This is a genomic window from Fibrella aestuarina BUZ 2 (assembly GCF_000331105.1).
Lineage (GTDB): Bacteria > Bacteroidota > Bacteroidia > Cytophagales > Spirosomataceae > Fibrella > Fibrella aestuarina.
Genome location: NC_019012.1, coordinates 99,413 through 123,792, shown reverse-complemented (window position 1 = coordinate 123,792; position 24,380 = coordinate 99,413). Strand labels below are relative to the sequence as shown.

Sequence of the window (24,380 nt, the reverse complement as noted above, 5' to 3'; positions counted from 1 at the left end):
TCATGGTGGTCGTGCACTGGGGCTGGTACAGGAGCTGATGCTGCGATCAAGGCAGCCCCCCGCTCTTGCCGATTCGTCGGCAAAGCTTCATCCGCACAGGGCCATAGAGAAAGGCCAAGCACGTAGAGGGCTAATATGATCGTCATCCACTTCACGAATGCAAAGGTACGCTGTCGGTATATGCAACAGGTAGGCAAAAAGTAAATAACATATAAATTACACCATATGCGCGATCTTTTCCAGTACGCGATGGTCATTGCCAAACCGGCATAGGGCATCACAGTGGGTACGTAGGTCTGACATTAGGATGTAGCCAATAGCCGTATTGGTTTGGCGGATCGACGGGCGGGTCAGTTGTAGCTCCACCTCTTTTTTACGGCTATCGGGTACTACTAAGTATAGCTTGGTAGCGTGGTCGGGAAGCGAGCAGGTCAGGTCGGTTAGGCGAAGGATGCCGGAATAAATGGACGTACTTTTTTCCACTTCAAACGCGCATACTAATCGGCCCGTGCCTTTTTCCAGCCACACCACGTCGATCAACGCAATCGTCTGAGCCGTTTCGGAAGCAACCGGAAGCTGGGGGAGGGTCGGTAGGCAGACGAACGAGAACGCATTTCCTTTGTATTGGCGCGACAAGTCGTTGCGGGCTACCGCTACGTCATACCCTAACGCTCGGCCAATAGTCAGTAGGTGGTGTTGCATCTCCGTATGAGCCTGCTCTTCCTGTTGATCGCTGACGACTTCCTTGTGGCGTTTTGACAACTGTTTCTCAATTTTCTCACGTTCAATAGCTGGCTGATCAGCGACATCGGGAGCCAACAGGTTGCCCATACCTACCTCAAACAGCAACCCCGCCAGCGCACCCAGATCATTGGACAGTTGTTGACGGTGCTCCTGATTGACGGTCAGCAGCTTCTCCCGAATCGCTAAATATTCAGTCCACGAGCCGAGCTTCCGGCGTTCTCCGAATAGCCGGTTGTAGCCGTTGACAATCGCTGTGTTGAAAGGTGGAACCCAGGTTGGATGCAGAAAATACAGAATGCTGGCGACAGCAGGCCCCAGCCCTTTGATGCGGTAGCTGTCGAGCCGCTTAATTTCAGCGACGACGGTCTCCGGTTTGGTGGCTTTCAGGCAACACTCCAGAAACTGTCCGAAATAGCGTTTGTGATCCTGATTCTCGTAGATGTCGGGAATCCGTAGCTTGGGTTTCCAGTAAAATGGGTGCGAGGCTCCTTCAAAAACCTGCTTCTGCTCAGTGATGCAGGTGAGTACAAACTCTAAGGAACTACCCTTGAAATCGTTAGGGAACGTACCGTCCTTGATGTCGCTGATAACCTGCAACACCCCGCGTCGAATCGAGCGAAACGCCTTCAGCCGCTCTTCATTGTGCAGGAACCAGGTGTGATAGGTTAAGTCGGGATTTTGTTTGTATTCGTCAAGGAGTTGGGCAAAAGCCATAGGTTACCGGATTGATAAGCAGATAAACCTACAAAGTCTTTCTTTAGGCCGAAATAATCAAATCGGGGTCCGTAACAGGCTACGACATTCTATAAATTTTGTAAAGCCAGACTGCCAATGTTGTAATAACCTCTACCGAATGAGTTGGTTAATTAGACAGGCGGATGACTCATTCAGCCGCGCTTACTCAACGACATGAAACTACATTGGATTCAACGACCTGGCCTTGCGGGCTTGATGGCAGTAGTAATCGCTGCCTGTAACAATGACAAAGGGCTACAGCCCCAGGCACACGATGCCAACGTCTATCAGCAGATCAACCACCGGATGATGGCTGAGATGGACAAGATGACCGATACCAACGACCCCGATCACGACTTCTCCATGATGATGCGGATGCACCACCAGGGAGCCATCGACATGTCGAACGAGGAACTGAAGTCGGGTGACAATCAGGCGATGAAAGCAATGGCCCAACAGGTCATCAACGCGCAGACGGCTGAGATTGCTCAGTTTGCCCAGTTCCTGCAAAGCCACAAGGCTGTTCCCATCCCCGCCGGGCCGACCTACAACGCCGAAGAGATGGAGTCGATGATGAAGATGATGCGGGCACAGGACGTTCGTATCCTGACGGGTAACTCCGATGTGGATTACGCCCAACTCCTCATCGACCACCACCAGAGTGCGCTGGAAATGGCGATGTCAGAACTTAAATACGGCGATGATGCCCAGATCCGGCAGATGGCGACCAAGATCATCGAGGACCAGAAAAAGGAAATCGGCATGTTGCAAGATTGGCTGAAAGCCAACAAGAATTATTAATCGTCACACTTTCTCGACTTCAACGACAATGAGAACCAATTCACTAAGTATCGCTGCCGTGTGTGCAGCCCTATTTCTCGCTCAACCATCAATGGCGCAAAGCAGTCAGTCGTCAGCCAGCAACGCCATGATGCAATCCATGCAATCAGGCATGAGCAAGATGATGAGCATGAAAATGACCGGCGATCCCGACCATGACTTTGCTATGATGCTCAAGATGCATCATCAGTCGGCGGTTGAGATGGCCGATCTGGAAATTAAACAGGGAAAGAACGCCCAGGTCAAAGCTCTGGCAACAAAAATCAAAGCCAGTAACCAGAAAGAAATTGGCGAACTGGATCAGTTCATGAAAAGCCATAAGCCGCAGACCTCGTCGTCTAAATTGGGCCAAAAAGGCATGGAGATTATGCATGGCGGCAACCATTCCATGAACGGCAACGTCGATCATGATTTTGCCAGCATGATGGCGCAGCATCATCAGCAGGGCGTGGACATGGCACGTGCGTTTTTGAAAGAAGCCGGGCCGCCGAGCGGCAAAACTTCGACGATGAAGGCGATGGCGAACAACGTCATCAACCAGCAAACGAAAGAGATTGCCCAACTTAAAAAGCTGGAAAATAGCTTGAAAGGGTAGGCTTTATTGTTTAAGTCAAACCGGCCCGTACAACGTCAGGATGTTGTACGGGCCGGTTTGGTTAATTACTCGTCTGGTTTTTAGAAATTATAGCCCAGACCCGCGCCTGCCGTTCGGTAGCGTGTGTCGTAATCGGTATGCAGAAAGAGATTTTTGCTGACTGTGTATTGCAACTCCACGTGCGCCCGCACGTAGGAGCCGATTAACCACTGCGTTTGGTACTGCAAGTCCAGCCGGGGGAAGAGTTTTTGCTGACCCGTTAACTGGAAGCGAACGTTGCCCCGTGCATCTACTTTCACTTCTGAGTCTATTAAAAACGGCAGCATGTAGCGAATGCCAGCCACTGCCCGCACGATTCGCCGACCACCAATCGTCTGCCCATCGGCACCCGGCTCCAGTCGGCGCAAGAACTCCTCGTTCCCCGCATCAACACCGGCAAAGACGCGAAACCAGTCACCGAAATATCGCTCATAGTCTAGATCAACTTCAAACCGATTCGTGCGCCAGTCGTGGTCGCCCCCGGAGACGATGGCGTTTTTGTTGTTGGAGACCCGCAAGCTGTAATAATTGAGCGGATAGCCTGGCTGAACGTACCCCCACACGAACGGCTGATTATCACGCATGTCCCGAAGGTGTAGCTTCTGGATAGCGGCAATAGAAGAATCGGGTTTATCACCGTAGCTGACCACGCGAGCCATGCCACTGAGCATATGGTAAAGCAGGTGGCAATGAAAAAACCAGTCTTTTTCGTCATCAGCCATCAATTCAATAGTGACGCTCTCCATCGGTGACACGTTCACCGTGTGCTTTAAGGGTGAATACTGTCCCTGTCCATTCAATACCCGGAAATAATGGCCGTGCAGGTGTATCGGGTGCATCATCATGGTGTTGTTCATCATCCGAATACGGACAATCTCACCGCGCCTAATCTGGATCATGTCGGCTCGCGACAAAGGCTGCCCGTTGAAGCCCCATATGTACCGGAACATATTGCCCGTCAGGGTCAGTGGTATTTCACGGATAGGACGATTCGCCGGGAAGACGACGGGTTCCGGCGACTTGAGGATGCTGTAGTCGATTGAGTTCTGTTCATCCATCATGCTCATGCCTTGATCCGACATCCCGGCCATCCCGCCATGATTCATGCCTTTCATTCCAGCCATATTACCGGACTTGTTATCCATGTTCATCTGGCCGGGCCGCGTCTGGTCGGGCTGCATCTGGCTGTGGTCCATGCCCGTCATGTCATCCGGTTTTCTGCTATTCGTTTGATTGGCAGGCATCGAGTCCATTTTCATAGACATCTTGCTATGGTCCATCTGCCCGTGATTCATGCCCGTTATGCCCATCTTTCCGTCCTTGCTCATATCCATTCCAGTCATGGTCATCCCCGCCATTGAACCCGTCGGTTTCTTCGACTTGCTCGGTTTTTTAGCCTGCTCCCCATTTATTTGCTCATGAGCTTGCGAGCGACTCATATCCATCTGGCCGTGATTCATAGCCGAATGGTCCATTTCGGCCACTGTCGGCTTGCTTTTCGCTGGCTTCGTTGGGTTAACAGGCTGTTTTGCTGAATCCCCATTCATCCCGGCCATATCATGTTTTATGGGGCCGTTCATGGCCGTGTTTGCCTGAGCCGTTGTATCGGCTTTAGCCATGTTCATCGCCCCCATGTGCATCCCGCCCATCCGACTCATGTTGGCTGTTAGCTTATAGAGATCAGGGCGGGGAATCGCCGGTGCGTTGCGGACAGGGCCGGTGCCTAACAGGGCGGTTGCATATCCCGAACCATCTTGTGCGGAGGCCCGGACTTCAAAGGCACCACTCTGAGGGACCGTCACTAAGAAATCATACGTCTCGGCGATGGCGATTAGCCGTCGATCTACCTCAACGGGTTGCACGTCCAATCCGTCTGACGCGATTAGTTTCATCGGGCCACCGGCATAATTGACGTGGAAGTAGGTCGAGGCACTGGCATTGATAACGCGCAAACGAACCGTCTGCCCCGGTTTAATATCCGAATAACGGACGGTGTCTTTGCCGTTGATCAAAAACCGCTCGTAATACACATCTGAGATGTCCATCGGGGCCATACGTTGCATGGATTGGCGTAGATAGGCCCCTACCGCTTTGTGTTGGATGATCCGGTTGAGTGACTGGGCATTCCCCTTCCTGATGGTGTACCACTCATTTTGTCGCTTTAGGTTTTTGAGGATATAGGCCGGGTTCTCATTTGTCCAGTCCGAGAGCAGCAGCACGAGATCATGATCGGCTTTAACCGTTGGCTGCTGCGGCTGAATCACGATGGAGCCGTACACGCCCCGCTGCTCCTGATAGCGCGTGTGTGAGTGAAACCAATACGTACCTGACTGCACCAGTGGATACTCGAAGGTGTACGTTTCCCCGGCCTTAATCGGGGGCGTGTTGAGATACGACACCCCATCCTGCTTGTTGGGCAACAGGATGCCGTGCCAGTGCAGGGAGGTCTCGGTGTTGAGTTTGTTGTGAACCCGAATGACCGCTACATCGCCTTCCATAAAGCGTAAGGTGGGGCCAGGTACGTTCCCATTAATTGTCATGGCCTTAGTTGGCTTGCCGGTAATATTAATCGGCTGCTCGTCGATGACCAGATCGTACTCGACGCGCTTACCAGTAAGCCGGGTCTTCGCCATCGCCTGCGGGCGACTGACTGGCAAGCGGGTTTCTACCCGCTCAAAACTGCTTTTGTCACCCGATGAAGCACCTCCAACGGGTTGGGAAACTGACACCGGCGAGAAAGCCGATGGCGCGTGATGTTGATGCTGTCCCCAGGAGAGGGAGGCTATTAAAAGTAAGCTCGCCGAAACGAGTATTCGTGAGTGAATCGCTGTCATAGTTGTTAGGCTACTACTTATCCAGTTGCTGAAGTTTGGCCTTCATTTGCGCGATCTCTTTCTCCTGTGCTTGAATGATGTCCTGACTCAGCTTTTGCAATTCGGGATCTGTTAGCCTGGCTTCCTTTGCCATTAAGATCGCACCGGCATGGTGCGGTATCATTGACTTCACGAATTGCCGATCTGAAATGGCCGTTTGTTGACGAATCAGCGCGTAGAAACCCAGCAGAGCGACCACGCTACCGGCGAGAATCAGCGTGTTCCGCCGTTTGTCGGGATACATGGCCGACATAACCAGCAATTCGATGATGACCATCGGCATCGTCATCAACCCTGCCATATAGAACTGATTGTAATTCGGTACGACGTTAGCCAGCCGGTCCACCATCGCGTACATCAGGATGTACATCGAAATAAACGACAGGACGATCATGAGGACCAGCTTGCCGTAAGGTTGGGTGTGACCACTCCCTGAGTGCGACCCAGTGTGGTGTTGGTGACCGTCAGGCCGACCCTGAGTTGTGTGAGCTTGCATCTGTATAATAGGTTGTTGAGTACTTAGTACAACAAAAAAAGCTGCTACACCAGACCGAGTAGCAGCTTGTAAGATTCAAGGGGTTTCGTTATAAAACTTATGACAGTCAGGGCTGAACGCGGCTACGGTCGCGGGATTGGCTCGGCCCGATAACCAGCCCGCTCGACGGCCTGTTGCACCAGTTCGCCTACCCGGTTATCGGTTGTTTGCACCGTCAGTATTTTGTCGGGACTGTTGATGTCCACGTTCCAGCCATCTACCTGCTCGATGTCGTTCAGATAGGGCGTAACAGCCGCGATGCAGCCACTGCACTTGATATTCGTCTTAAAATTGAGCGTTTCCATAAGGTTGCGTTTGTAAAGATTAACGCGCTTCTGCCCCGTTCAGTTGGGCCGTTAGCAGCCGTTCCACTACTCGTTCTATTTCTGATACGGTAACGGGTATGTCTTCGACGAGCGAACGTCGAATTGACTGTCTCCGCACTTTTCCGTGAAGCGAAACAGAGTAACTCATTTGCCGAACCTGCGCCAGATACAGAAAAAAGTCAGGGCTGTAATTTGCCGAACACAGTTCATGCAGATGCGTACCGGGTCGGCACCAGTTGATATTGGAAAAAGAAGCCCCATGCGGACCAAGTATAATTGAAGCGTGGTGGTACAAATTTATCTGTTCAGCAATGGTACGGGGTTTGTCTTCAATAAACGTGAAGTCATATTCACTTAACCGGTTCATCACTACATCTTCATGAATAATGCGCCGACGGCCTCCACGACTAATAAATACCCGATCTGAAAAGGGCGGTTGACTGTCGGTTACGAGCAAGGGCTGCAATCGGTCATACACTAAGGCTAAGTCCGACAAATTAGGATGAAACCAATCCCCTCCATTAGCCAGCAAGCATCGTTTTGAACGAACGTCAACCTGTCTGCTGTCGAAAATGCGATCAGGGGTGAAGCCCAAGAGAGTTAGTAGTTCTGTTTCATAGTCCGTATTGAACAGTGGGTAGGCGATGGCAGCGTTGGAGAAGCCCTCTGGCAATGTTTTTTCAATGCGACAGAGTTTGGCAAAAATCAGATAAATGAAATCGTAGTATCCGCCAAATGTGATGCCATCGGGTATATGCCCGAACGGAGCAACGAGTGTATCTACTTCTACAATCGTTCGTGGACGAGGCTGTAGGCGGTCTACCAGAACATGATGGTTCCAGTAGTCGGGACAGAGTATGGTGTTTCCGAACTTGACGGTACCGCTTGATAGCAACATGGCTGGCGTGTCGGATGCTGGTAGTTGCCAAACATACGTTGGCTTAGTCAGGGCATCTTGGGCCTGAAAAACCTGCCGATCTGTATTTAGTGTATCAGCCACATCAGGCAACGTAACGACACTGGCGGGCTGCTCGTCAATCAGATAGCCCTGCAAAAACAAGTCAGACTGCTCTTTGTATAGGAGCTTCCATCCTGTTACTCTAAGCCCAAGACGAACCGCGCGGGTACGTTGGTGTCGTAGCCAGCTAATGAATAAATAGAGCGAATTAATCACCGGAAAAAACGTGAGTTGTTATTCCCTTTAGACTAATTCGCTCGAAAAAGAGGTCTTGGAAGGCGTTGTAAGATTCGTGGTTTCAACTTGTAAAACTTATTACAGCTTACAGTTTCGCACTTCGCAACCTCAAACTATTGGTCACAACCGACACCGAACTCAGGGCCATTGCCGCGCCGGCCAGCATGGGATTGAGCAAAAAGCCATTGACCGGATACAGCAGCCCGGCGGCAATGGGAATACCGATGATGTTGTAGATAAAGGCCCAAAACAGATTCTGTCGGATCGCCTGCACCGTCTTTTTAGAGAGTTGCAACGCTTTGGGTACGCTGTTCAAATCCGACGTAATGAGCGTCATCTTCGCCACGTCCATTGCGATGTCGGAACCCCGGCCCATCGCAATACTCACGTCGGCCTGCGCTAATGCCTGTGAATCGTTGATACCGTCGCCAATCATCGCTACTACCTTACCTTGCTGTTGCAACTCCTTGACGAAGGCGGCTTTATCGGCGGGCAGGGCTTCGGCCCGAAAATCGCTTACGCCGACGGCCTGGGCAACGGCTTCGGCGGTTTGGTGATTATCGCCGGTCATCATGTACACGGCAATGCCGCGTTTTTTGAGTGTGTGAACAGCCTCACGGGAGGTTTGTTTCACCGGGTCGGCAATGGCGATAACGGCCAGAAGCTGCCGCTCATTGGCGAAATAAACAACAGTTTTCGCTTCGTTCTGCCAGCGATTCACTAGGGCGGCTACCTTCGTCAGCTCGTCGGCCAGGCCCCGCTCTGCCATCAGTCGGTGGTTACCGATCAGGTACGTCCGTTCATCGTAGCGACCTGACACGCCCCGGCCTGTGAGGCTGTCAAAATCGGTAAGCAACACGCCGGTTACACCGTCGTCTTTCAGCCGGGCCACGACCGCATCGGCCAGTGGATGTTCGGATTGACTTTCTAATGCGTAGAGTATCCGCTTCTTGTCGGCTATGTCGTCCCCGTTTGCCAGCCAGTTCAGGTCAGTCACCGTTGGCTTGCCCTCAGTGATTGTGCCGGTCTTGTCCAGCACCACTGCGTTTACTTTGTAGCCCAGTTCAAGACTTTCAGCATCTTTGATCAGAATGTTGTTGTCAGCTCCCTTGCCCACCCCAACCATAATAGCTGTAGGTGTAGCTAACCCCAACGCGCACGGGCAGGCAATGACCAGCACCGTAACCGACGTAAGCAGCGCGTGGGTAAAGGCATTCGCTCCTCCAAAAAGCATCCAGGCCGCAAACGTCAACAAGGCAATGCCGATGACGACCGGCACGAAAATACCGGCAATTTTATCGACCAGCTTTTGCACCGGGGCTTTGCTACCCTGGGCTTCCTGCACCATGCGAATAATCTGCGCCAGAATGGTATCGCCCCCCACTTTCTGAGCCGCAAAGCGGAACGAACCCTTCTGGTTGATTGTCCCGGCAAAGACCGACTCACCAGCTCGCTTCTCGACGGGTACCGGCTCGCCTGAAATCATACTTTCATCGACGAACGACGTACCTGACTCCACCAGGCCATCGACCGGGATGCGTTCGCCCGGACGTACCACAATCACCTGCCCGACACGTACCTGAGCAATCAATATCTCCTGCTCTTCGCTACCCTCAACCACCCGGACGGTTTTGGGTTGTAGCCCCATGAGCTTTTTCAGGGCTGACGACGTGTTCGACTTGGCCCGTTCCTCCAGCAGCTTGCCCAGTGAGATAAAGGCGATCACGACGGCAGCGGCCTCGAAATAGACGTGCGGGCCGCGTTCGGTAGGGTGCAGGCCCCGGTTGTGCCAGAAATCGGGGTTCAGCGTGTTGAAGGCACTAAATAGAAAGGCGATGCCCGTGCTGAGGGCCACCAGCGTATCCATATTGGCCTTGCCGTGCCTCGCCTGCTTCCAGGCATTTACGAAATACGACCGCCCCAGCCAGAACACCACCGGAGCCGACAGGGCCATCATACTATAGTTAGCATAGGGGGCCGACATGAAAAACATCCCCAGCACCACAACAGGCACAGACAGGATGCCCGCCCACAGGGTACGTTTCTTCAGCGACTCGTAGTGGCGTTGCTGCGCTTCCTGTTGCACCGCCTGCGGATCTTCCGCGTCAATCACCAGATCATACCCAACAGAACGAATCGCGTTTTGTAGCCCCTCCTGATTGACTGCTTTTGGGTCATATTCGACGGTGGCCGACTGGTTGGCGTAGTTAACCGTCGCGTCAACTACGCCAGCCGTGTTTTTGAGCATCGACTCTACGCTAACGGCGCAGGCCGCGCAGGTCATTTCCAGCACGGGAAAAGTCTGACGACTCAGGTTGGATGCGGTATCCCGACGTGCTTTTGGAGTCACGTCGGGTGAAGCTGTCGAGTTCATAATCGGTAAGGTTACTTTGGGTAAATCCAATGGTAACACAAAGGTCGGCTATGACTTAACCGACCTCCTTACAGAATTCACGCTCGATGTTGTGATATTTCAATCCGTCGCCACATGTTGCTGTTGCAGTTCCAGTTTTTCCTGACGGACCTTTCTAAAATAGGAGGGTGTCAGGCCAATCTGCTGCTTAAACTGGTTCGACAGGTGCGCCACACTGCTGTATCCGGTCTGGTAGGCGATATCGGCCAGGGTCAGATCGGTATAGACCAGCTTCTCTTTCACCTTATCGAGCCGTTTGCTGATAATATATTTCTCCAGCGTAATGCCCTCGGCTTGCGAAAACAGGCTGCTGATAGTGTCGTAATCCAGTGAGAATGCCTGTTGAATAAGATCGGAGAATCGCCATTTGGTTTCACCCAAATCTTCCCGGTTCAAGGTCTGCTCAATCAGTGTCTTGACTTGATTCACCAACATCGCCCGCCGATCCGTCAACAGCGAAAAACCCTGCTCTTCCAACACTCTACGAATCGTGTCCAGTTGCGTTTCCGTTAGCTCTCCGGCAATGGTGGCACTGCCTAAACCCACCTCCGTGACGGCATAGCCTAACCGGGTCAATTCGGTACGTACCGTATCGACGCAGCGGCCACAGACCATATCTCGAATGCGTAAGGTGGTATTGTTCATCACTTGATAACCACAAAAGTATCAGGGTGCTTAGTCAGTCCAGTTGCAGAATTCGGCGAGTATTCTTGTAAGATTTATGGTTTCAACCGTCTCTGAGTAATATTACAAGTTTTTGCCCGAACTCTGTAAGGCCAAAAGATGGGGTACATTGTTGTTTTGAGAAGACAACCGGTGAAAACGATGCCTTCTCAACCCACAAACCACGACGGCCACACTTCTTCTGAACATGCCCATCACGCACACGGTTCGCCCGATCATTCGCATCATGCCGGTCACGTAACGGGCAGGACAGAGCCTGCTGCCGAGGCCCGGGCGCAACAGCACATCTCTCATGATGCCCATAGCGGCCCGGAACACCCAACCAGACACGAAAATCATGGTCACGATCACGGCGGTCCGCCGATGCGGGCTATGATTGTAGACTTTTTGCGCCGGTTCTGGATTTGTCTGATCCTGTCTGTCCCGGTGGTTGGGCTGTCGATGATGTTTCAGGAGTTGATGGGCTACCAACTGGATTTCCCCTTCCGCGAACCGTTGGTGATAGGTCTGGCAACAGTCATCTATCTCTATGGCGGTTGGCCGTTTTTATCGGGGATAGTCGGCGAGCTACGTACCCGACAACCCGGCATGATGACCCTGGTGGCAGTGGCGATCACGGCGGCTTACGTATACAGCGTGGCTGTGTCGTTGGGCGTGCTACCAGGCATGGACTTTTTTTGGGAACTGGCGACGCTAATCGACATTATGCTGCTGGGGCATTACCTCGAAATGAAGTCGGTCGCAGGAGCCTCGCGTTCGCTGGAGTTGATCGTACAGATGCTTCCCGCCGAAGCGCACAAAGTAGCCGGGGAACAAATCACGGACGTAAAAGTCGATACACTGACCCAGGGGGATACGGTGCTGGTGCGGCCCGGTGAGCGCATCCCGACCGATGGAGAAGTCGTAGAGGGCCATAGTGCCGTGAACGAGAGTATGCTGACCGGCGAGAGCGTACCCGTAGAGAAACGGCAGCATGATAGTGTCATCGCCGGAGCCATCAACGGGGAGGGAGCGTTGACCATTCGAGTCACGCACAAGGGGGAGGACAGCTACCTCAACAAAGTGGTGCGGATGGTTGAGGAGGCACAGAATGCTAAATCGAAAACCCAAACCCTGGCCGACCGGGCGGCTGGCTGGCTCACGCTCATCTCGCTGTCGGTGGGTCTGCTGACCCTGCTGGTTTGGCTACTCGGCGGAAAAGACATAGCGTTTGCCGTTGAGCGCATGGTAACAGTAATGGTCACCGCCTGCCCTCACGCCTTAGGCGTTGCTATTCCGCTGGTCGTCGCCATTTCAACCGCTATGTCGGCCCAACGCGGGCTGTTGATTCGTAACCGAACTGCCTTCGAGGAAGCCCGCAAGATTACTGCGATGGTGTTTGATAAAACAGGTACATTGACAGAGGGGGCTTTTGGCGTAACTCGCGTACACGTACTGCGCGAAGGAACCGACGAAGCTACGTTGCTCAGTACGGCAGCCGCTCTGGAGCAATCATCGCAGCACCCTATCGCTCAGGGCATTACGCAGGAGGCCCGGCAACGTAGGTTGTCGCTGCCCGCCATCACCGATTTTCAGTCCATTACAGGCCGTGGTGTATCAGCAACCGTCGAGAGCAAGTCCGTGCAGGTGGTAAGTCCTGGCTATCTCAAGGAGCGGAACGTACCTATTCCCGCCGAGACGACAAGTAGCGAAGCCGAAACCATCGTGTACGTACTCATCGACGATCAACTGACCGGGTACGTTGCGTTGGCGGACAAAATCCGCGCTGACTCTAAAGAAGCCGTACAACGGCTTCAGCAGGCAGGCATCAAGGTCTATATGGCGACCGGCGACAACCAGAAAGTAGCCGATGCCGTCGCCAATGAGCTGGGCTTAGACGGTGTGTACGCCGAGGTGCTGCCCGATCAGAAGGTGGCCGTTGTTAAAGACCTGCAAAGCAAGGGCCAATTCGTTGCCATGACCGGCGACGGGGTCAATGATGCGCCCGCACTGGCGCAGGCGAACGTGGGCATTGCGGTTGGTTCTGGCACTGACGTAGCCGCCGAAACCGCCGACATCATTCTGGTCAACAGCAAACCCACCGACATTACCAACCTGGTTGAGTTTGGCCGGGCGACGTACCGCAAGATGATTCAGAATTTGTTTTGGGCAACAGGCTATAACGTTATTACTATCCCGCTTGCCGCTGGTGTGCTCTACCCTCGCTTCGTACTTAGCCCTGCTATCGGTGCCGTACTCATGACTGCCAGTACCGTCATTGTGGCCCTGAACGCCCAATTGCTGAAGCGGAATTTACGCTGATTGATTGAGACCCAAAGCTGACATTAGTCGATTTCTCAGGGCCTCTTCGTCAGCAAAAGGGCGTATTGTGTTATGCATCATAGAGCGAAAATCAATGTATTTATTCAACACTTCTTGGTTTGAACGTGGTCTTTTCTTGGCTATTGCTTTCTTCTTCACAAAATATGTTTCCATAATTCCCTTAAATGAAACTATCCCTTTTTGTACCATAAACTGAATATCAATAATATCTTTAAGATGAATTAACGTTACATCGTTGACTCGGTGTCGCTTTACAGGATTCACTGCCAATAGGTTCTTGAACTCTTCACTCAGGATCATTTGAATACCATCCAGACTAAAAAAATCATCTGTATACACAACAACAGGATATATCTGTAGTCGGCCTACGCGCTTGCCTGAAAGATCATCAAAACTAAATCCTCCCTGCTCTATCTTATGTATTACGTTAATTAACTGCCCGATGCCTTTATCCTTTTTGTTGTCTGGATTATACACCAATTTTTTTATGATCTCAGCCTTAATAGTGGCGAAATTTTTAGAATGCTTAATGGGCGCACTAACCATACTGTTTTTAAACTCAAATAAATACAACACATTCCCTTCTCTGACATAAAAATCAGAATATTCAATTCCGATGATCTGAGTACCTGGAACAGATAATACATACTTTTTCGGGAAAAAACACAGTGGCAGATACTCATTGAACAGGTATTGCTCGGCAAACTCTTGACCTAAATAGCCGAGAAATTGTCCAAAGTTTTTATGTAAACTCTGAATGCTCGTATTCGTGTAAAAATCGAATACCAATCCTTGATAAAGCTTATCAACGAAGAAGTTGTAGTGTAGGGGGTAATATTGGCCGTTCTCTTCTTTGATTAGCGGCTTGGACCGTATGATCTTGTAGTCAGGGTCCGTCTGAGAATTTGATAATTGGCTAAAGGGCGACTCAGTAAGGTCGTAGGCAATTGAGTCGAAAAAGTGTATAGCCTTCGCACTATCCTCATCTTCTCCAATCTGAAATCCAAACGAGTTGCCTCGTTTTTCAAACGGGCCAGCGTAAACCCCAAGAATATGACGTAAATACTCGCCATAAGTTGCCACCTGCTTCCTCGACAAGAATTCTTGGAGAAAAGGGCTATGTTTTAGATCGTCAGATAAAAACTTGAAAAAGGCGTGCGCGAGAAGAGTTTGATAAATAAAATCCTTCCGCCCAATAGATTCATACTGAGTTGCCTGATTGACGACAAGTACGCCCAAAAGATTATCTATTTCATGCTTTGTATTCTCTGCTACCTCTAAGTCAAACGTTGCATTATTTATTAGCCAAGCTTCAAACCAAATCATCTCATCAGCAGCACTCTTCTTTGGTGGCTCCGGTATGTCATTATAATTCAGTATTATTTGTTCAATCAACCTTAAAATAGCACTCGAAGCATACAATACAACTGCATCACCTTCAGCAATAATCTGTCGTTTAAATGATTGATAGTTTTTCCATATTGATATTCGCGTTTCTTCGTCAAAAATTCCAATCCACCCTCTAAATGAAGTTTCTTGTGCTTCAATATCTTCTTGCATCATGTGGACAGTACTGTTCATGTATGCAAACACCCTTAACATCGTTTTAGACGACGATCTTGCTAATACATCCTTCAATAAGGGTATGGATTTACCTGGAAATATATCTTGGTATCGGGGAAAAATGCCGAATTTCATGGTTCGTAGCTCTTATAAGATTTTGCTTTTCTAACTCACGAGTAAAATCACCGGGTTAGAAAGGCAATATAGCTATCGAATCGTCTCCTTCGTTTCTCCACAGGTCAGCATTTGATCGCCGTAGTATGGGTTGCGGATGGGTTGTTTGTCACTGAGCCAGTACGCGCCTTTGTTGTTTTCAGCCATTGGGCAGAACTGCCGGTAAATAGGCTTATCGGTTACGCCGAAAGTTTTTACACTCTGATACAAAGCATCCTCGAAGCGGGCGTAGGCCGTGCGTTGTTTCGCCAGATCGGCGGGGTTTTGCATGGTTTTTAAGGCCGCATTCATCGCGTCGAGTTGCTTCATCCAGGTCATGTGTGCCGGGCCGGTGAGCAATTTCATATCGACGTTGCTTAGAGCTTGCCGCGTTTGGTTTGCTGCCGCAGCCGCCCGCTTGGCATCAGAAGCGACGAAGGCTTCGGTCAGGGGCAGCGACTGTTCATAGAGGACCGTCAGTTGCTTTTTAAAGGCATCCGGGGCCTTCTGTGGTGTTGCTGCCGTCGAGCCGGTTGGCGTGAGGTTGGCCTCTGTGTTTGGCGTTGATTTTACGCCTGCCTCATCAAGCTTTTGCGTAAACGGGTTGATGCCCTTCTTTAGAATTAACTCACTATACAGTAGATACGCCCCCGACATGGCTACCTGCTCATCCCCGTTCAGCCCTTTTGTGATGGCTACCTGTTGATCGGTTTCCGTAGCGGTTTCAACACGCCGGGGCTGGAACGTACCCGCCTGAGTCTGCACAAACACGACCGCACCACCGCCTGCCCGTACAACGGCATCGGTGGGCAGGGCCAGGCCACGTTGGGTGCCGTGTCGCAGCAAGACCCGCGCCTGCTGGCCGGGCTGAAACCGACCACCCGCGTTCGGCAGCACCGCCCGCATGACCAGCACCTGACTACCTGCCCGGTATTCGGGGTTGACAAACGCTACGCGGGCCGTAGCCGATTGCCCGACTTCATAGCCAATGACCTCCACAGGCAGACGGTCGCCGACCTTTACGTACCGCGCTTCGCCGGGGTACAGTTCCGCTTCCACCCAAAGCTGCGCGAGGTTCACCAGTCGGTACAGCACCGCACCCTCACCTACGTACTGCCCTTCGCTGACAGCCACTTCCGTCACCGTGCCGCCTGCCGGGGCCACAAACGGGATTCTTGGTTGAACTTTGCCCGACTTCGCCAGTTGCCCGATCTGCTCGTCGGTCATGCCGTAGAGCCGCAATTTTTGCTCGGCGGCTTGCCGAAACTGTTTGTAGCGTGGTTCTGTCCCCAACTCCTGCTCTTGCCGCAGTGCCATGAGGTATTCCTGTTGCTGGGTCAGCAGGGGTTCGCTGTAAATCTCGTAGAGTACTTGCCCTTTACGAACGGCCTGCCCGGTCTCCTTCACGGCCAGCCGTTCGATGCGACCGGCTACCCGGCTGCTGATTATATCGGTTTGCTGCTCGTCGGGGGCGAGCCGAGCGTTCAGGACGGTCGTGTTACCGAGTGTACCGTTTGATACGGCCCGTACCTGCACGTTGGCTAATTGCATCTGCGCGGTACTCAGCATCACTTCGGTAGCCTTCGCCCCGGTCTTCTGTACTGGGACCAGGTCCATCGCGCAAATCGGACACGTACCCGGATCAGGCTGCACGATTTGCGGGTGCATTGGGCAAGTATAAGTAGGACCGCCCGCGTTGTCGGGCGCGGGGTTATGGCCGCTATGATCATGGTCAGCCTGAACGGTTGTTGAATCGTCGCCTTTCGACGTTGACCTACCCCCCGACCGACAGGCCGCGTTGAGCAGCGTAAACAGGGCGGCAGCTATATAAATCCAGCGTTTAAGCATGATTAATTTTCAGAGCTAACGTTGACGAAACTTTCACTGTCGATCAGGAACTGCGCGTTACGAGCTACCTCCTGATCAGCTTGCAGGCCCCTTCGCACGGCTACCTGATCGCGGGAGCGGCCTGCGACACTAACAGTGACGGGCCTGAATGCTCCTCCCTCTTTCACGAACGCCACCTGCTGATTGCCCAGATCCAGAATTGCTGTAGCCGGTACCCACAACCCATCCACCGCCGGGCGACGGACGGTTGCGCGGGTAAGCTGCCCGACCCGAATACCCTGCTGACGGGGCAGGTAAGCGCGAATGGTGACGAACTGGCTGCCATTCTCGATAAACGGCACTACAAAACTCACCCGCGCCGATTGTTTCGCCAACCCGGTTCCGTCGAAGGAGATGGTCAGGGGGGTGCCTGGCCGAACGCCTGCTGCATCGACGCTATACAGCCGAAATTCAGCCCAAAGCCGGTTAGGGTTCACGACCCGAAACAGCGTTTCGCCGGTTTGTACGTACTGCCCCTCGCGCAGCAACGTACCTGACGCAGCCGCGCCACCAGACCCACCCGGCGTGGGCGATGCTGCCGAACCCGTCCCGAACGTAACCTCGTCGGTGCCGCCCGCCATGCCTCCGCTCATTCCGGCTGCACTTCCACCCGCCGAGACCATCCCCGTTGGGGGTGCTGGAACTGGGACAGTCGTGTTCTGACTGACCACATAGCCATCATAAGGACTGTACACGGCCAGCGAATAATTGGGCTTGCGGGTACGTACCAGATCCGTAAGCTGGCTATCGGTGAGGCCCAGCAACCGGAGCTTTTGTTTGGCGGCGGCGATCAGGGGCGCGTTTTGGGTATCGGCTTCAAGCAGGTACACCAGTTCACTTTGGGCCGTGACCAGGTCGGGGCTGTAGAGTTCAAGCAATTTCTGCCCTTTACGAATCGGCTGAAAATTGTAGCGCACGTACAACCGCTCCACCCGCCCGCCAAACCGGGCTGGGATGGTATAGAGTCGGCGGGTATCGTAAGTAACGATGCCATTGGCCTGCGTCTCGACTGCTTCCCGACGTGCTTCGGGTTGAACTGTCGCCATATTTGCTACGACGACTGAGTTGGTTGGCTTGAGCAGCGCGCTCAACTGCGCGTCGGCTTGCAGACTGTCGGCCATGCCGCCCAGAGCGGCTTTTTTGACCAAATCCATGCCACAGATGGGACACGTACCTGGCTCTTTCTGCACAATTTGCGGGTGCATCGGGCAGGTGTACGTCTCCGCTTCCGAGGTATGGTTGTGACCTTCGTGCGCTCCTGTATTGGGATTGGCAGGTCCCTGTTTTTGCTGCTTGCCATCGTTGGTACAAGCCATTACGAATAGCCACAGCAAGGCGGTTATCACTAAACCCAAGCCCTTATTTTTCCAGTTCTTTTTCATACTGCACAATCATGCGGTAATAGTCACCCAGCCGGGTGAGGTAGTCCATCTGGGTCATGTTCAGCGTTTCCCAGGCATCAATCACCACGGGCAGTTCGGCTTTGTTCTGCTCGTAAGCAATCAATTGGGTGTCGTACATTTTGCGGAGCGTCGGCATCACGCGCCGTTCATAGTTATCGAGCTGCGTTCGCATGTTACCCAGGTCAGTCAGCATCTGGGCCACCATGCCCTGCGTCATGTTGAGCATCCCTTCGCGCTCGTCGCGCATGGCCTGAATGTCGAGTTGCATTCCTTTGATTTCGGCCTTGTACATCCGCGAAGCCCAGGGTACAACAGGAATCGAGATCATGCCCATGAGCGTGAACTGCGTGGGCATCATGCTCTTCGTTCCCGCGAACGGCTGCATGTGGTCGAAACGTACCCGAAAGCCGGGCCGACGTTCGGCTTTCTGCGCTTCGATACCCGCCTGCATACTCAGGATTTGCCGGTCCATTTTCAAGATATCAGAACGGCGGGTACCAATGTCTTCCAGCGAGGGTAAAGCAGCCGAGGGCGGGGCCGGGCGATAACTGGTGTCGATGCGGAAGGCATTGATCTTAGGTACGTTCATCAGTGTATTGAGGCCAATGCGCTTGCGCTCGATGTCCGCGTCAGTCATCGTGACCATGTTGTCCAACTCGTACAGCCGCCCCTCAGCTTTATAGACGTTACCCAGGCTCCCCTGATTGTAGGGATACCGGATATCGGCCAGCTTCTTCATCGTTTGCAGGATGCGCCTGTTTTCAGACAGCACCGCCCGCCGTTTTTCCAGCACGAGCCACTCGTAGTAGAGCGTTTTGGCATCGGCCCGGAGTTGGTTCGCCATCACGCCCCGCCCAGCTTCTTCAACGCCCGCTTTCGATTGTTGAAACACTTGATTGGCTCGTTGTTTAAACGGATTGGGGATATCCTGCTCCACTGACACCATGCCGTAGCCCCGGTCGCGGTCGTCCATCACCATCTGCATGGGATAGGGTGCCATGAACGTACCTACGCCTACCATCGGAGCCATCCACGAGCGGGCACCTTCGCTGTAAGCACGAGCCGCAGCCGCCCGGCTGGCGTAAGGCCGCAGCAACGAATTACGAGCTTCGATCTGCGTCAGCACACTATCGAGCGGCAACACCGGGTCGGGCTGTGGGGACGTACCGGCAACCTGTCCGAAGACTGATCCACCCAGGTACGTACCCAGCGCGAGAGTCAGCCACAGCGCGTTAATGCGACGCTTCCAGGACATCCAGTTTGCCAAATTTTTTGAGTTCATATTCTTTCGTCATCAAAAAAATCAGGGGCGTAACCAGCAGAATGTGCGTCGATGAAGTCAGCACACCCCCGATCATGGGTAAGACAATCGGCAGCATCACATCGCTGCCCACCCCGTTGGCCCACAGCACCGGCACCAGACCGAACAGGGCCACCGACACGGTCATGATCTTGGGACGCAATCGTCTCGCGGCCCCATGAATCACGTATTCTCGCAACTCGTCGCGGCTGATGGCCTCGCGGGAGTTTCCCCGCTTCTCGACCAACTGCTTCATGGCATCGTTGAGGTAGATAACCATCACCACACCTGTTTCAACCGCGATGCCGAAGAGCGCGATGAAGCCCACCGCAACGGCCACCGACAGGTTCACGCCGTAGAAATAAACCATGTACGCCCCGCCGATGAGCGCGAACGGGATGGTAATGAGGCTCAGAAACGCTTCCCGCGCCGACCCGAACGCCAGGTACAGCGACAGGAAAATGACAACCAACACAATCGGCGCGATCAAAAGCAGGGTACGTTGCCCCCGGATGAGGTTTTCGTACTGCCCGCTCCACTCCAGAAAGTAGCCGTTAGGCAGTTTCAGGCTCCCGTTCACCTTCTCGATGGCCGCCTGTACGGTACTGCCCAGATCACGGTCGCGGACGTTGAACATCACCGCCCCGCGCAGTAGAGCATTGTCGGAGGTAATCATGGGTGGACCGTCCTCAAAGCGCACGTCGGCGACGGTCGAGAGGGGGACGGTCCCCAGCGCAGGCGTGGCAATCGGGATGCGCCGGATGCGCTCGACGCTATTACGGTAATCCTGCGCCAGCCTGACATTGATCGAAAACCGCCTACGCCCTTCGATGGTCTGCCCGATGGGTGAACCACCGATGGCCGATTCGACCACGCCGTTTACGTCGTCCACGCTCAGCCCGTAACGACCCAGCGCGTCGCGGTGGATGTCGATGGTCAGGTACTTTCCACCTGTAACGGGTTCCACATACAGGGCCTTTACGCCCGGTACGCCCTCCAGTTGGGCTTTCACCTGCTCCGACACGGTGTAGATGCTATCGAGACTCTGCCCGTACACCTTGATGCCCACGTCGGTGCGGATACCCGTCGCCAGCATGTTGATGCGGTTGATGATGGGCTGCGTCCAGCCGTTGACCACGCCGGGGATTTGCAGCTTGGCATCCAATTCGTTGATGAGGTCTTTCTTGGTCAGGCCCGCCCGCCATTCTGACTTGGGCTTGAGCATGATGATGGTCTCGATCATGCTGATGGGTGAATTGTCGGTAGCGGTGGAAGCCCGCCCCGCCTTGCCCAGCACCTTATCGACTTCCGGCACTGACTTAATTAGTTTGTCCTGCACCTGAAGGATGCGTTTTGCTTCGGCGTTCGAGATGTCGGGCAGGGTGACGGGCATGAACAGGATGCTTTGTTCGTCGAGGGGAGGCATGAATTCCGAACCCAGGCTCATCAGCATGGGTACGCTCACGGCCAGAGCCAGCAGGTTAATCGCAAGGGTGGTTTTGCGCCAGCGCATTACCCAATGGATGATGGGCGTGTAGATTCGTTCCAGCCCTCGATTGATGGGGTTGGCGTGATCGTCTTTAAAACGACCCTTCATAAAAAACGAAATCACTACCGGGGCGAGCGTCACCACCAGCACGGCATCGACCAACAGAATAAACGTTTTGGTCCAGGCCAGGGGGTGAAACAGCTTGCCTTCCTGCCCCGTCAACAGAAACACGGGCAGAAACGAGGTAATGATGATGATGGTCGAATAAAACACACCCCGCGAGACCTGTACGCTCGACCGCTCAATGATGGCAAGCCGCTCGGCCTCAGGTACGTCAACGTAATTTTTTGGCCCGTAACCCAGCCATCTCTTTATTGTCTTCCACATAATTCAGGTACGTTGTTGGGGCCTGACAGGTCGGTTCGTTTGCCCGTTCGCAATGGGTTGATAGCCGTTGATGGTTGGCGGTTGCGGCTGAGTACGCTGCTGTCCCGTGAGTTCGGCTTGCCGGATCGCCAGATTCTTGTAAGCGTTTTCGGCCATGATGATGCCGTTATCCACGATTACGCCAATGGCGAGCGCGATCCCCGTCAGCGACATGATGTTGGAGGAAATGTCAAAAGCATTGAGTAGGATAAAGCTCGTCGCAATGGTGATGGGAATCTGAATGATGATACTGACCGCACTACGCCAGTGTAACAGAAACAGAATGACCACCAGCGACACGACAATCATTTCCTCGACCAGCGTATGGGTAATCGAATCGACTGACTCCTTAATCAGCCCGCTCCGGTCGTACACGACGTTGAATTTGACTCCTTCGGGCAAGCCTTTAGCAACCTCGGCCATCTTCTTCTTGACGTTACCAATCACCTCGTCGGCATTTTCGCCGTAGCGCATCACCACAATGCCCCCCACGGCCTCACCCTCGCCGTTGAGGTCGAAGATGCCCAGCCGGGTTTCGCCCGTCATCTGCACCGTCGCTACGTCGGCCACCCGCACGGGCACGCTGTTTTCGGTCTTGAGCGGAATCTGTTGAATCTGCTCGACGGATTGCAGATAACCCGTCGTTTTAATGATATAGCCAATGCCACTTAACTCAAACTTGCGACCGCCCGCTTCGTTGTTGTTGGCCCGAATGGCCCCGATTACCTGCGGTACGCTCAGGCTGTAATAGGTCAGTTTGTTGGGATCGAGCGTAACCTGATACTGCTTCTGAAAGCCGCCAAACGAGGCAATCTCGGCCACGCCGGGTACGTTCTGAAGCCCGAACTTGACGTACCAGTCCTGCACGGCCCGCTGCTCGCCGAGGTCCATGCCCGGTGCATCGAGCGTGTACCAAAGAATGTGGCCCACGCCCGTACCGTCGGGGCCGAGGGTGGGCGACACGCCACCGGGTAGCAGCCGGGCCGCGTAGTTGAGCCGTTCGAGTACCCGTTCCCGTGCCCAGTACACGTCCGTATCGTCGTTGAAGATGACATAGACGAAGCTCATGCCAAACATCGACGTGGCCCGCACGTATTTCACCTGCGGCAGTCCCTGAAGGTTGGTCACGAGGGGGTACGTGATCTGGTCCTCGATGATCTGCGGGCTACGGCCCATCCACTCGGTGAACACAATGACCTGATTCTCCGATAGGTCGGGAATTGCGTCGATCTTGCTGGTTTGCACTGAGTACACCCCCCAAGCGAATAGCCCGGCAGCGACCAGCAACACCAATAGCCGGTTTCGAAGCGAAAATTTTATAAGGCTCTCTATCATCTCATCGGTTGTTTCGGTTCATCTGGCCGTCAGCGTACTAACAAAAAAGCCGCCTGTGAGGGCGGCTTGGAGCAAAACGCAACGTACCCGGTTAGGGCAGTGGCTCTGCTTTGTAGCCTGCCTGCTGCACAGCTTTAGTGACGGCTTCGGCAGTCACATCGTTGGCTTGTACCGTCAGCACTTTATGGGGGTTTTGCGTATCGACCTGCCAGTTGCCTTCGCCCACCGTTTGGTTCAGGATGGGCGTAACAGCGGCCACGCAGCCCCCGCACTTGATGTTGGTTTTCAGTTGTATCGTTTCCATGCGACCTGTTTGTTTCTACGTCAATTAATAACACAAAGGTCGCTTGAGGCCGGCCCGATACGTTACAGAATTCCGGCTCGGACTATCAACATTTTAAATCCAGTCGAGCGGATTGCGATCCGACGCGGCTTGCTTGCGATAGGCTGCCGGGGTCAGCCCCGTAATCTGCCGAAACTGATTGGTCAGGTACGCCACACTGCTATAGCCCAGCCTCCGGGCAATCTCGCTGATAGACAATTCGTCGTAGCTAAGCCATTCTTTCGCCTTCTCGACCCGTTGCAGTATCCAGAATTTTTCGATGGTGAGGTGCTCGATAGTGGAGAACAAATGGCTCAGGTACGCATATTCCATACCCACCTGCTCGGCCAGATAATTAGACAGGGTCACATTCATCGTTGCCACGTCGCCCTTGCCAATCAGATCAATAATTAGCGTTTTGACCTGGTTAACCAGTCGCAGATTGCGGTCAGTCAGGAGTCCAAAGCCCTGCTCTTCCAACAGAGCTTCAATGCCGGGTAAATCAATCTGCTCCCGTTCGACAGTGGCTTTGCCCAGCTCAATATGCCGCACTGCGTAGCCCTGCTGTTCCAACTCTCGTTGTACAGCCCGAATGCAGCGGTCGCAGACCATGTTTTTGATATGAATCGTTTGTTCGGCCATGCCCTGTATCCATAGAAAGTAAGGCGGGAACCGTCTGGGAAACGGCTCCCGCGTAACGACTTAAATTTCTTCTTTCACTGACCCACACTTAAGCATCTTATCGCCGTAGTAGGGGTTCCGAACTTCTTTCTTGTCGCTGAGCCACGAGGCCCCTTTCCCCTCGGCGGCCATCGGGCAGAACTGCACGTAAGCTTTAGCAGCGGGTTTGGTGGCCTTCGCCAGTGCGATCATACTGGTTGACAGCCCATCGAACTGTTCCCGTTGCACGTCCACATCCGTAGTCTTCGTGATAGCAGTGGCTTTGGTCTTAGCCATCGCCAAGGCTTTCTTATCAGTTGTCGACAGCTTAGCAGCGTCAATCTTAGCTAAGGCTGCAACCAGTTTTGTAGCCCCAGCTTTGGCTCTGACTGCATCGGTCGCCACGAGTGCGTCTTTTACGTCATAATACGCCGTTAAAGTAGGGGCGGTGTTCTGAGCAAGCGCACCCAGCGAACAGAATGTGAGAGCCAGTGCGGCCAGAGATAATCGAATGGTTTTCATGGAATTAGTTGATTGAAAC

The 24,380-nt window shown here is 53.3% G+C and carries 19 protein-coding genes; 3 read left to right on the top strand and 16 right to left on the bottom strand.

The window, feature by feature from the left end; translation table 11 throughout:
* Positions 1 to 216: 216 nt before the first annotated feature.
* The gene (locus tag FAES_RS28635; RefSeq protein ID WP_015056789.1) at positions 217 to 1,458 is read right to left on the bottom strand and encodes a type II restriction enzyme NmeDI-related protein; all 1,242 of its coding nucleotides are present in this window, start codon (positions 1,456 to 1,458) and stop codon (positions 217 to 219) included.
* Between the two features lie 237 nt (positions 1,459 to 1,695).
* Here FAES_RS28635 and FAES_RS28630 point away from each other — a divergent pair, with 237 nt between their 5' ends.
* Positions 1,696 to 2,280: a DUF305 domain-containing protein gene (locus FAES_RS28630; RefSeq protein ID WP_229364586.1), complete on the top strand. Its 585-nt coding sequence runs from the start codon at positions 1,696 to 1,698 to the stop codon at positions 2,278 to 2,280.
* Between the two features lie 28 nt (positions 2,281 to 2,308).
* Positions 2,309 to 2,914, top strand: coding sequence for a DUF305 domain-containing protein (locus FAES_RS28625; RefSeq protein ID WP_015056787.1), 606 nt, complete (start codon positions 2,309 to 2,311; stop codon positions 2,912 to 2,914).
* A gap of 80 nt (positions 2,915 to 2,994) precedes the next feature.
* Here FAES_RS28625 and FAES_RS28620 read toward each other — a convergent pair whose 3' ends face one another.
* From FAES_RS28620 to FAES_RS28595, 6 genes are all read right to left on the bottom strand, one after another.
* Entirely contained in the window at positions 2,995 to 5,787 is a 2,793-nt protein-coding gene (locus FAES_RS28620) for a multicopper oxidase domain-containing protein (protein WP_015056786.1), read from the bottom strand.
* Positions 5,788 to 5,800: 13 nt separating this feature from the next.
* Positions 5,801 to 6,322, bottom strand: coding sequence for a DUF305 domain-containing protein (locus tag FAES_RS28615; RefSeq protein WP_015056785.1), 522 nt, complete (start codon positions 6,320 to 6,322; stop codon positions 5,801 to 5,803).
* A 122-nt stretch (positions 6,323 to 6,444) separates the two neighbouring features.
* The gene (locus tag FAES_RS28610; RefSeq protein WP_015056784.1) at positions 6,445 to 6,666 is read right to left on the bottom strand and encodes a heavy-metal-associated domain-containing protein; all 222 of its coding nucleotides are present in this window, start codon (positions 6,664 to 6,666) and stop codon (positions 6,445 to 6,447) included.
* Positions 6,667 to 6,685: 19 nt separating this feature from the next.
* Positions 6,686 to 7,861 carry a glycosyltransferase family 61 protein gene (locus FAES_RS28605; RefSeq protein ID WP_015056783.1) on the bottom strand — a complete coding sequence of 392 codons (1,176 nt, stop codon included), beginning with the start codon at positions 7,859 to 7,861 and terminating at the stop codon, positions 6,686 to 6,688.
* A gap of 106 nt (positions 7,862 to 7,967) precedes the next feature.
* A complete protein-coding gene (locus FAES_RS28600) occupies positions 7,968 to 10,256 on the bottom strand; it encodes a heavy metal translocating P-type ATPase (protein ID WP_015056782.1) in 2,289 nt (762 codons plus the stop codon).
* 99 nt (positions 10,257 to 10,355) lie between these two features.
* Positions 10,356 to 10,940 (bottom strand): AraC family transcriptional regulator, encoded by a 585-nt coding sequence (locus tag FAES_RS28595; protein WP_015056781.1) that lies wholly within the window; start codon positions 10,938 to 10,940, stop codon positions 10,356 to 10,358.
* 180 nt (positions 10,941 to 11,120) lie between these two features.
* Here FAES_RS28595 and FAES_RS28590 point away from each other — a divergent pair, with 180 nt between their 5' ends.
* Positions 11,121 to 13,280: a heavy metal translocating P-type ATPase gene (locus FAES_RS28590; protein WP_015056780.1), complete on the top strand. Its 2,160-nt coding sequence runs from the start codon at positions 11,121 to 11,123 to the stop codon at positions 13,278 to 13,280.
* Here FAES_RS28590 and FAES_RS28585 read toward each other — a convergent pair.
* The 9 genes from FAES_RS28585 to FAES_RS28545 form a co-directional block, all read right to left on the bottom strand.
* Positions 13,272 to 14,864, bottom strand: coding sequence for a hypothetical protein (locus FAES_RS28585; RefSeq protein ID WP_148289626.1), 1,593 nt, complete (start codon positions 14,862 to 14,864; stop codon positions 13,272 to 13,274). The genes FAES_RS28590 and FAES_RS28585 overlap by 9 nt on opposite strands.
* 207 nt (positions 14,865 to 15,071) lie before the next feature.
* Complete coding sequence (locus tag FAES_RS28580; RefSeq protein ID WP_015056778.1) at positions 15,072 to 16,865, bottom strand: efflux RND transporter periplasmic adaptor subunit; 1,794 nt, start codon at positions 16,863 to 16,865, stop codon at positions 15,072 to 15,074.
* A gap of 2 nt (positions 16,866 to 16,867) precedes the next feature.
* Positions 16,868 to 18,286 carry a heavy metal-binding domain-containing protein gene (locus FAES_RS28575; RefSeq protein WP_015056777.1) on the bottom strand — a complete coding sequence of 473 codons (1,419 nt, stop codon included), beginning with the start codon at positions 18,284 to 18,286 and terminating at the stop codon, positions 16,868 to 16,870.
* Complete coding sequence (locus FAES_RS28570; protein ID WP_015056776.1) at positions 18,264 to 19,589, bottom strand: TolC family protein; 1,326 nt, start codon at positions 19,587 to 19,589, stop codon at positions 18,264 to 18,266. Before FAES_RS28570 ends, FAES_RS28575 begins: the two co-directional genes overlap by 23 nt.
* Entirely contained in the window at positions 19,540 to 21,483 is a 1,944-nt protein-coding gene (locus FAES_RS28565; RefSeq protein ID WP_015056775.1) for an efflux RND transporter permease subunit, read from the bottom strand. Before FAES_RS28565 ends, FAES_RS28570 begins: the two co-directional genes overlap by 50 nt.
* 3 nt (positions 21,484 to 21,486) lie before the next feature.
* Complete coding sequence (locus FAES_RS28560) at positions 21,487 to 22,857, bottom strand: efflux RND transporter permease subunit (protein WP_015056774.1); 1,371 nt, start codon at positions 22,855 to 22,857, stop codon at positions 21,487 to 21,489.
* A 91-nt stretch (positions 22,858 to 22,948) separates the two neighbouring features.
* On the bottom strand, positions 22,949 to 23,161 hold the full coding sequence (locus tag FAES_RS28555) for a heavy-metal-associated domain-containing protein (RefSeq protein ID WP_015056773.1): 213 nt from the start codon (positions 23,159 to 23,161) through the stop codon (positions 22,949 to 22,951).
* Positions 23,162 to 23,254: 93 nt separating this feature from the next.
* Complete coding sequence (locus FAES_RS28550; RefSeq protein WP_015056772.1) at positions 23,255 to 23,821, bottom strand: helix-turn-helix domain-containing protein; 567 nt, start codon at positions 23,819 to 23,821, stop codon at positions 23,255 to 23,257.
* Between the two features lie 60 nt (positions 23,822 to 23,881).
* Positions 23,882 to 24,361: a DUF3347 domain-containing protein gene (locus FAES_RS28545; protein WP_015056771.1), complete on the bottom strand. Its 480-nt coding sequence runs from the start codon at positions 24,359 to 24,361 to the stop codon at positions 23,882 to 23,884.
* Between the last annotated feature and the right edge of the window lie 19 nt (positions 24,362 to 24,380).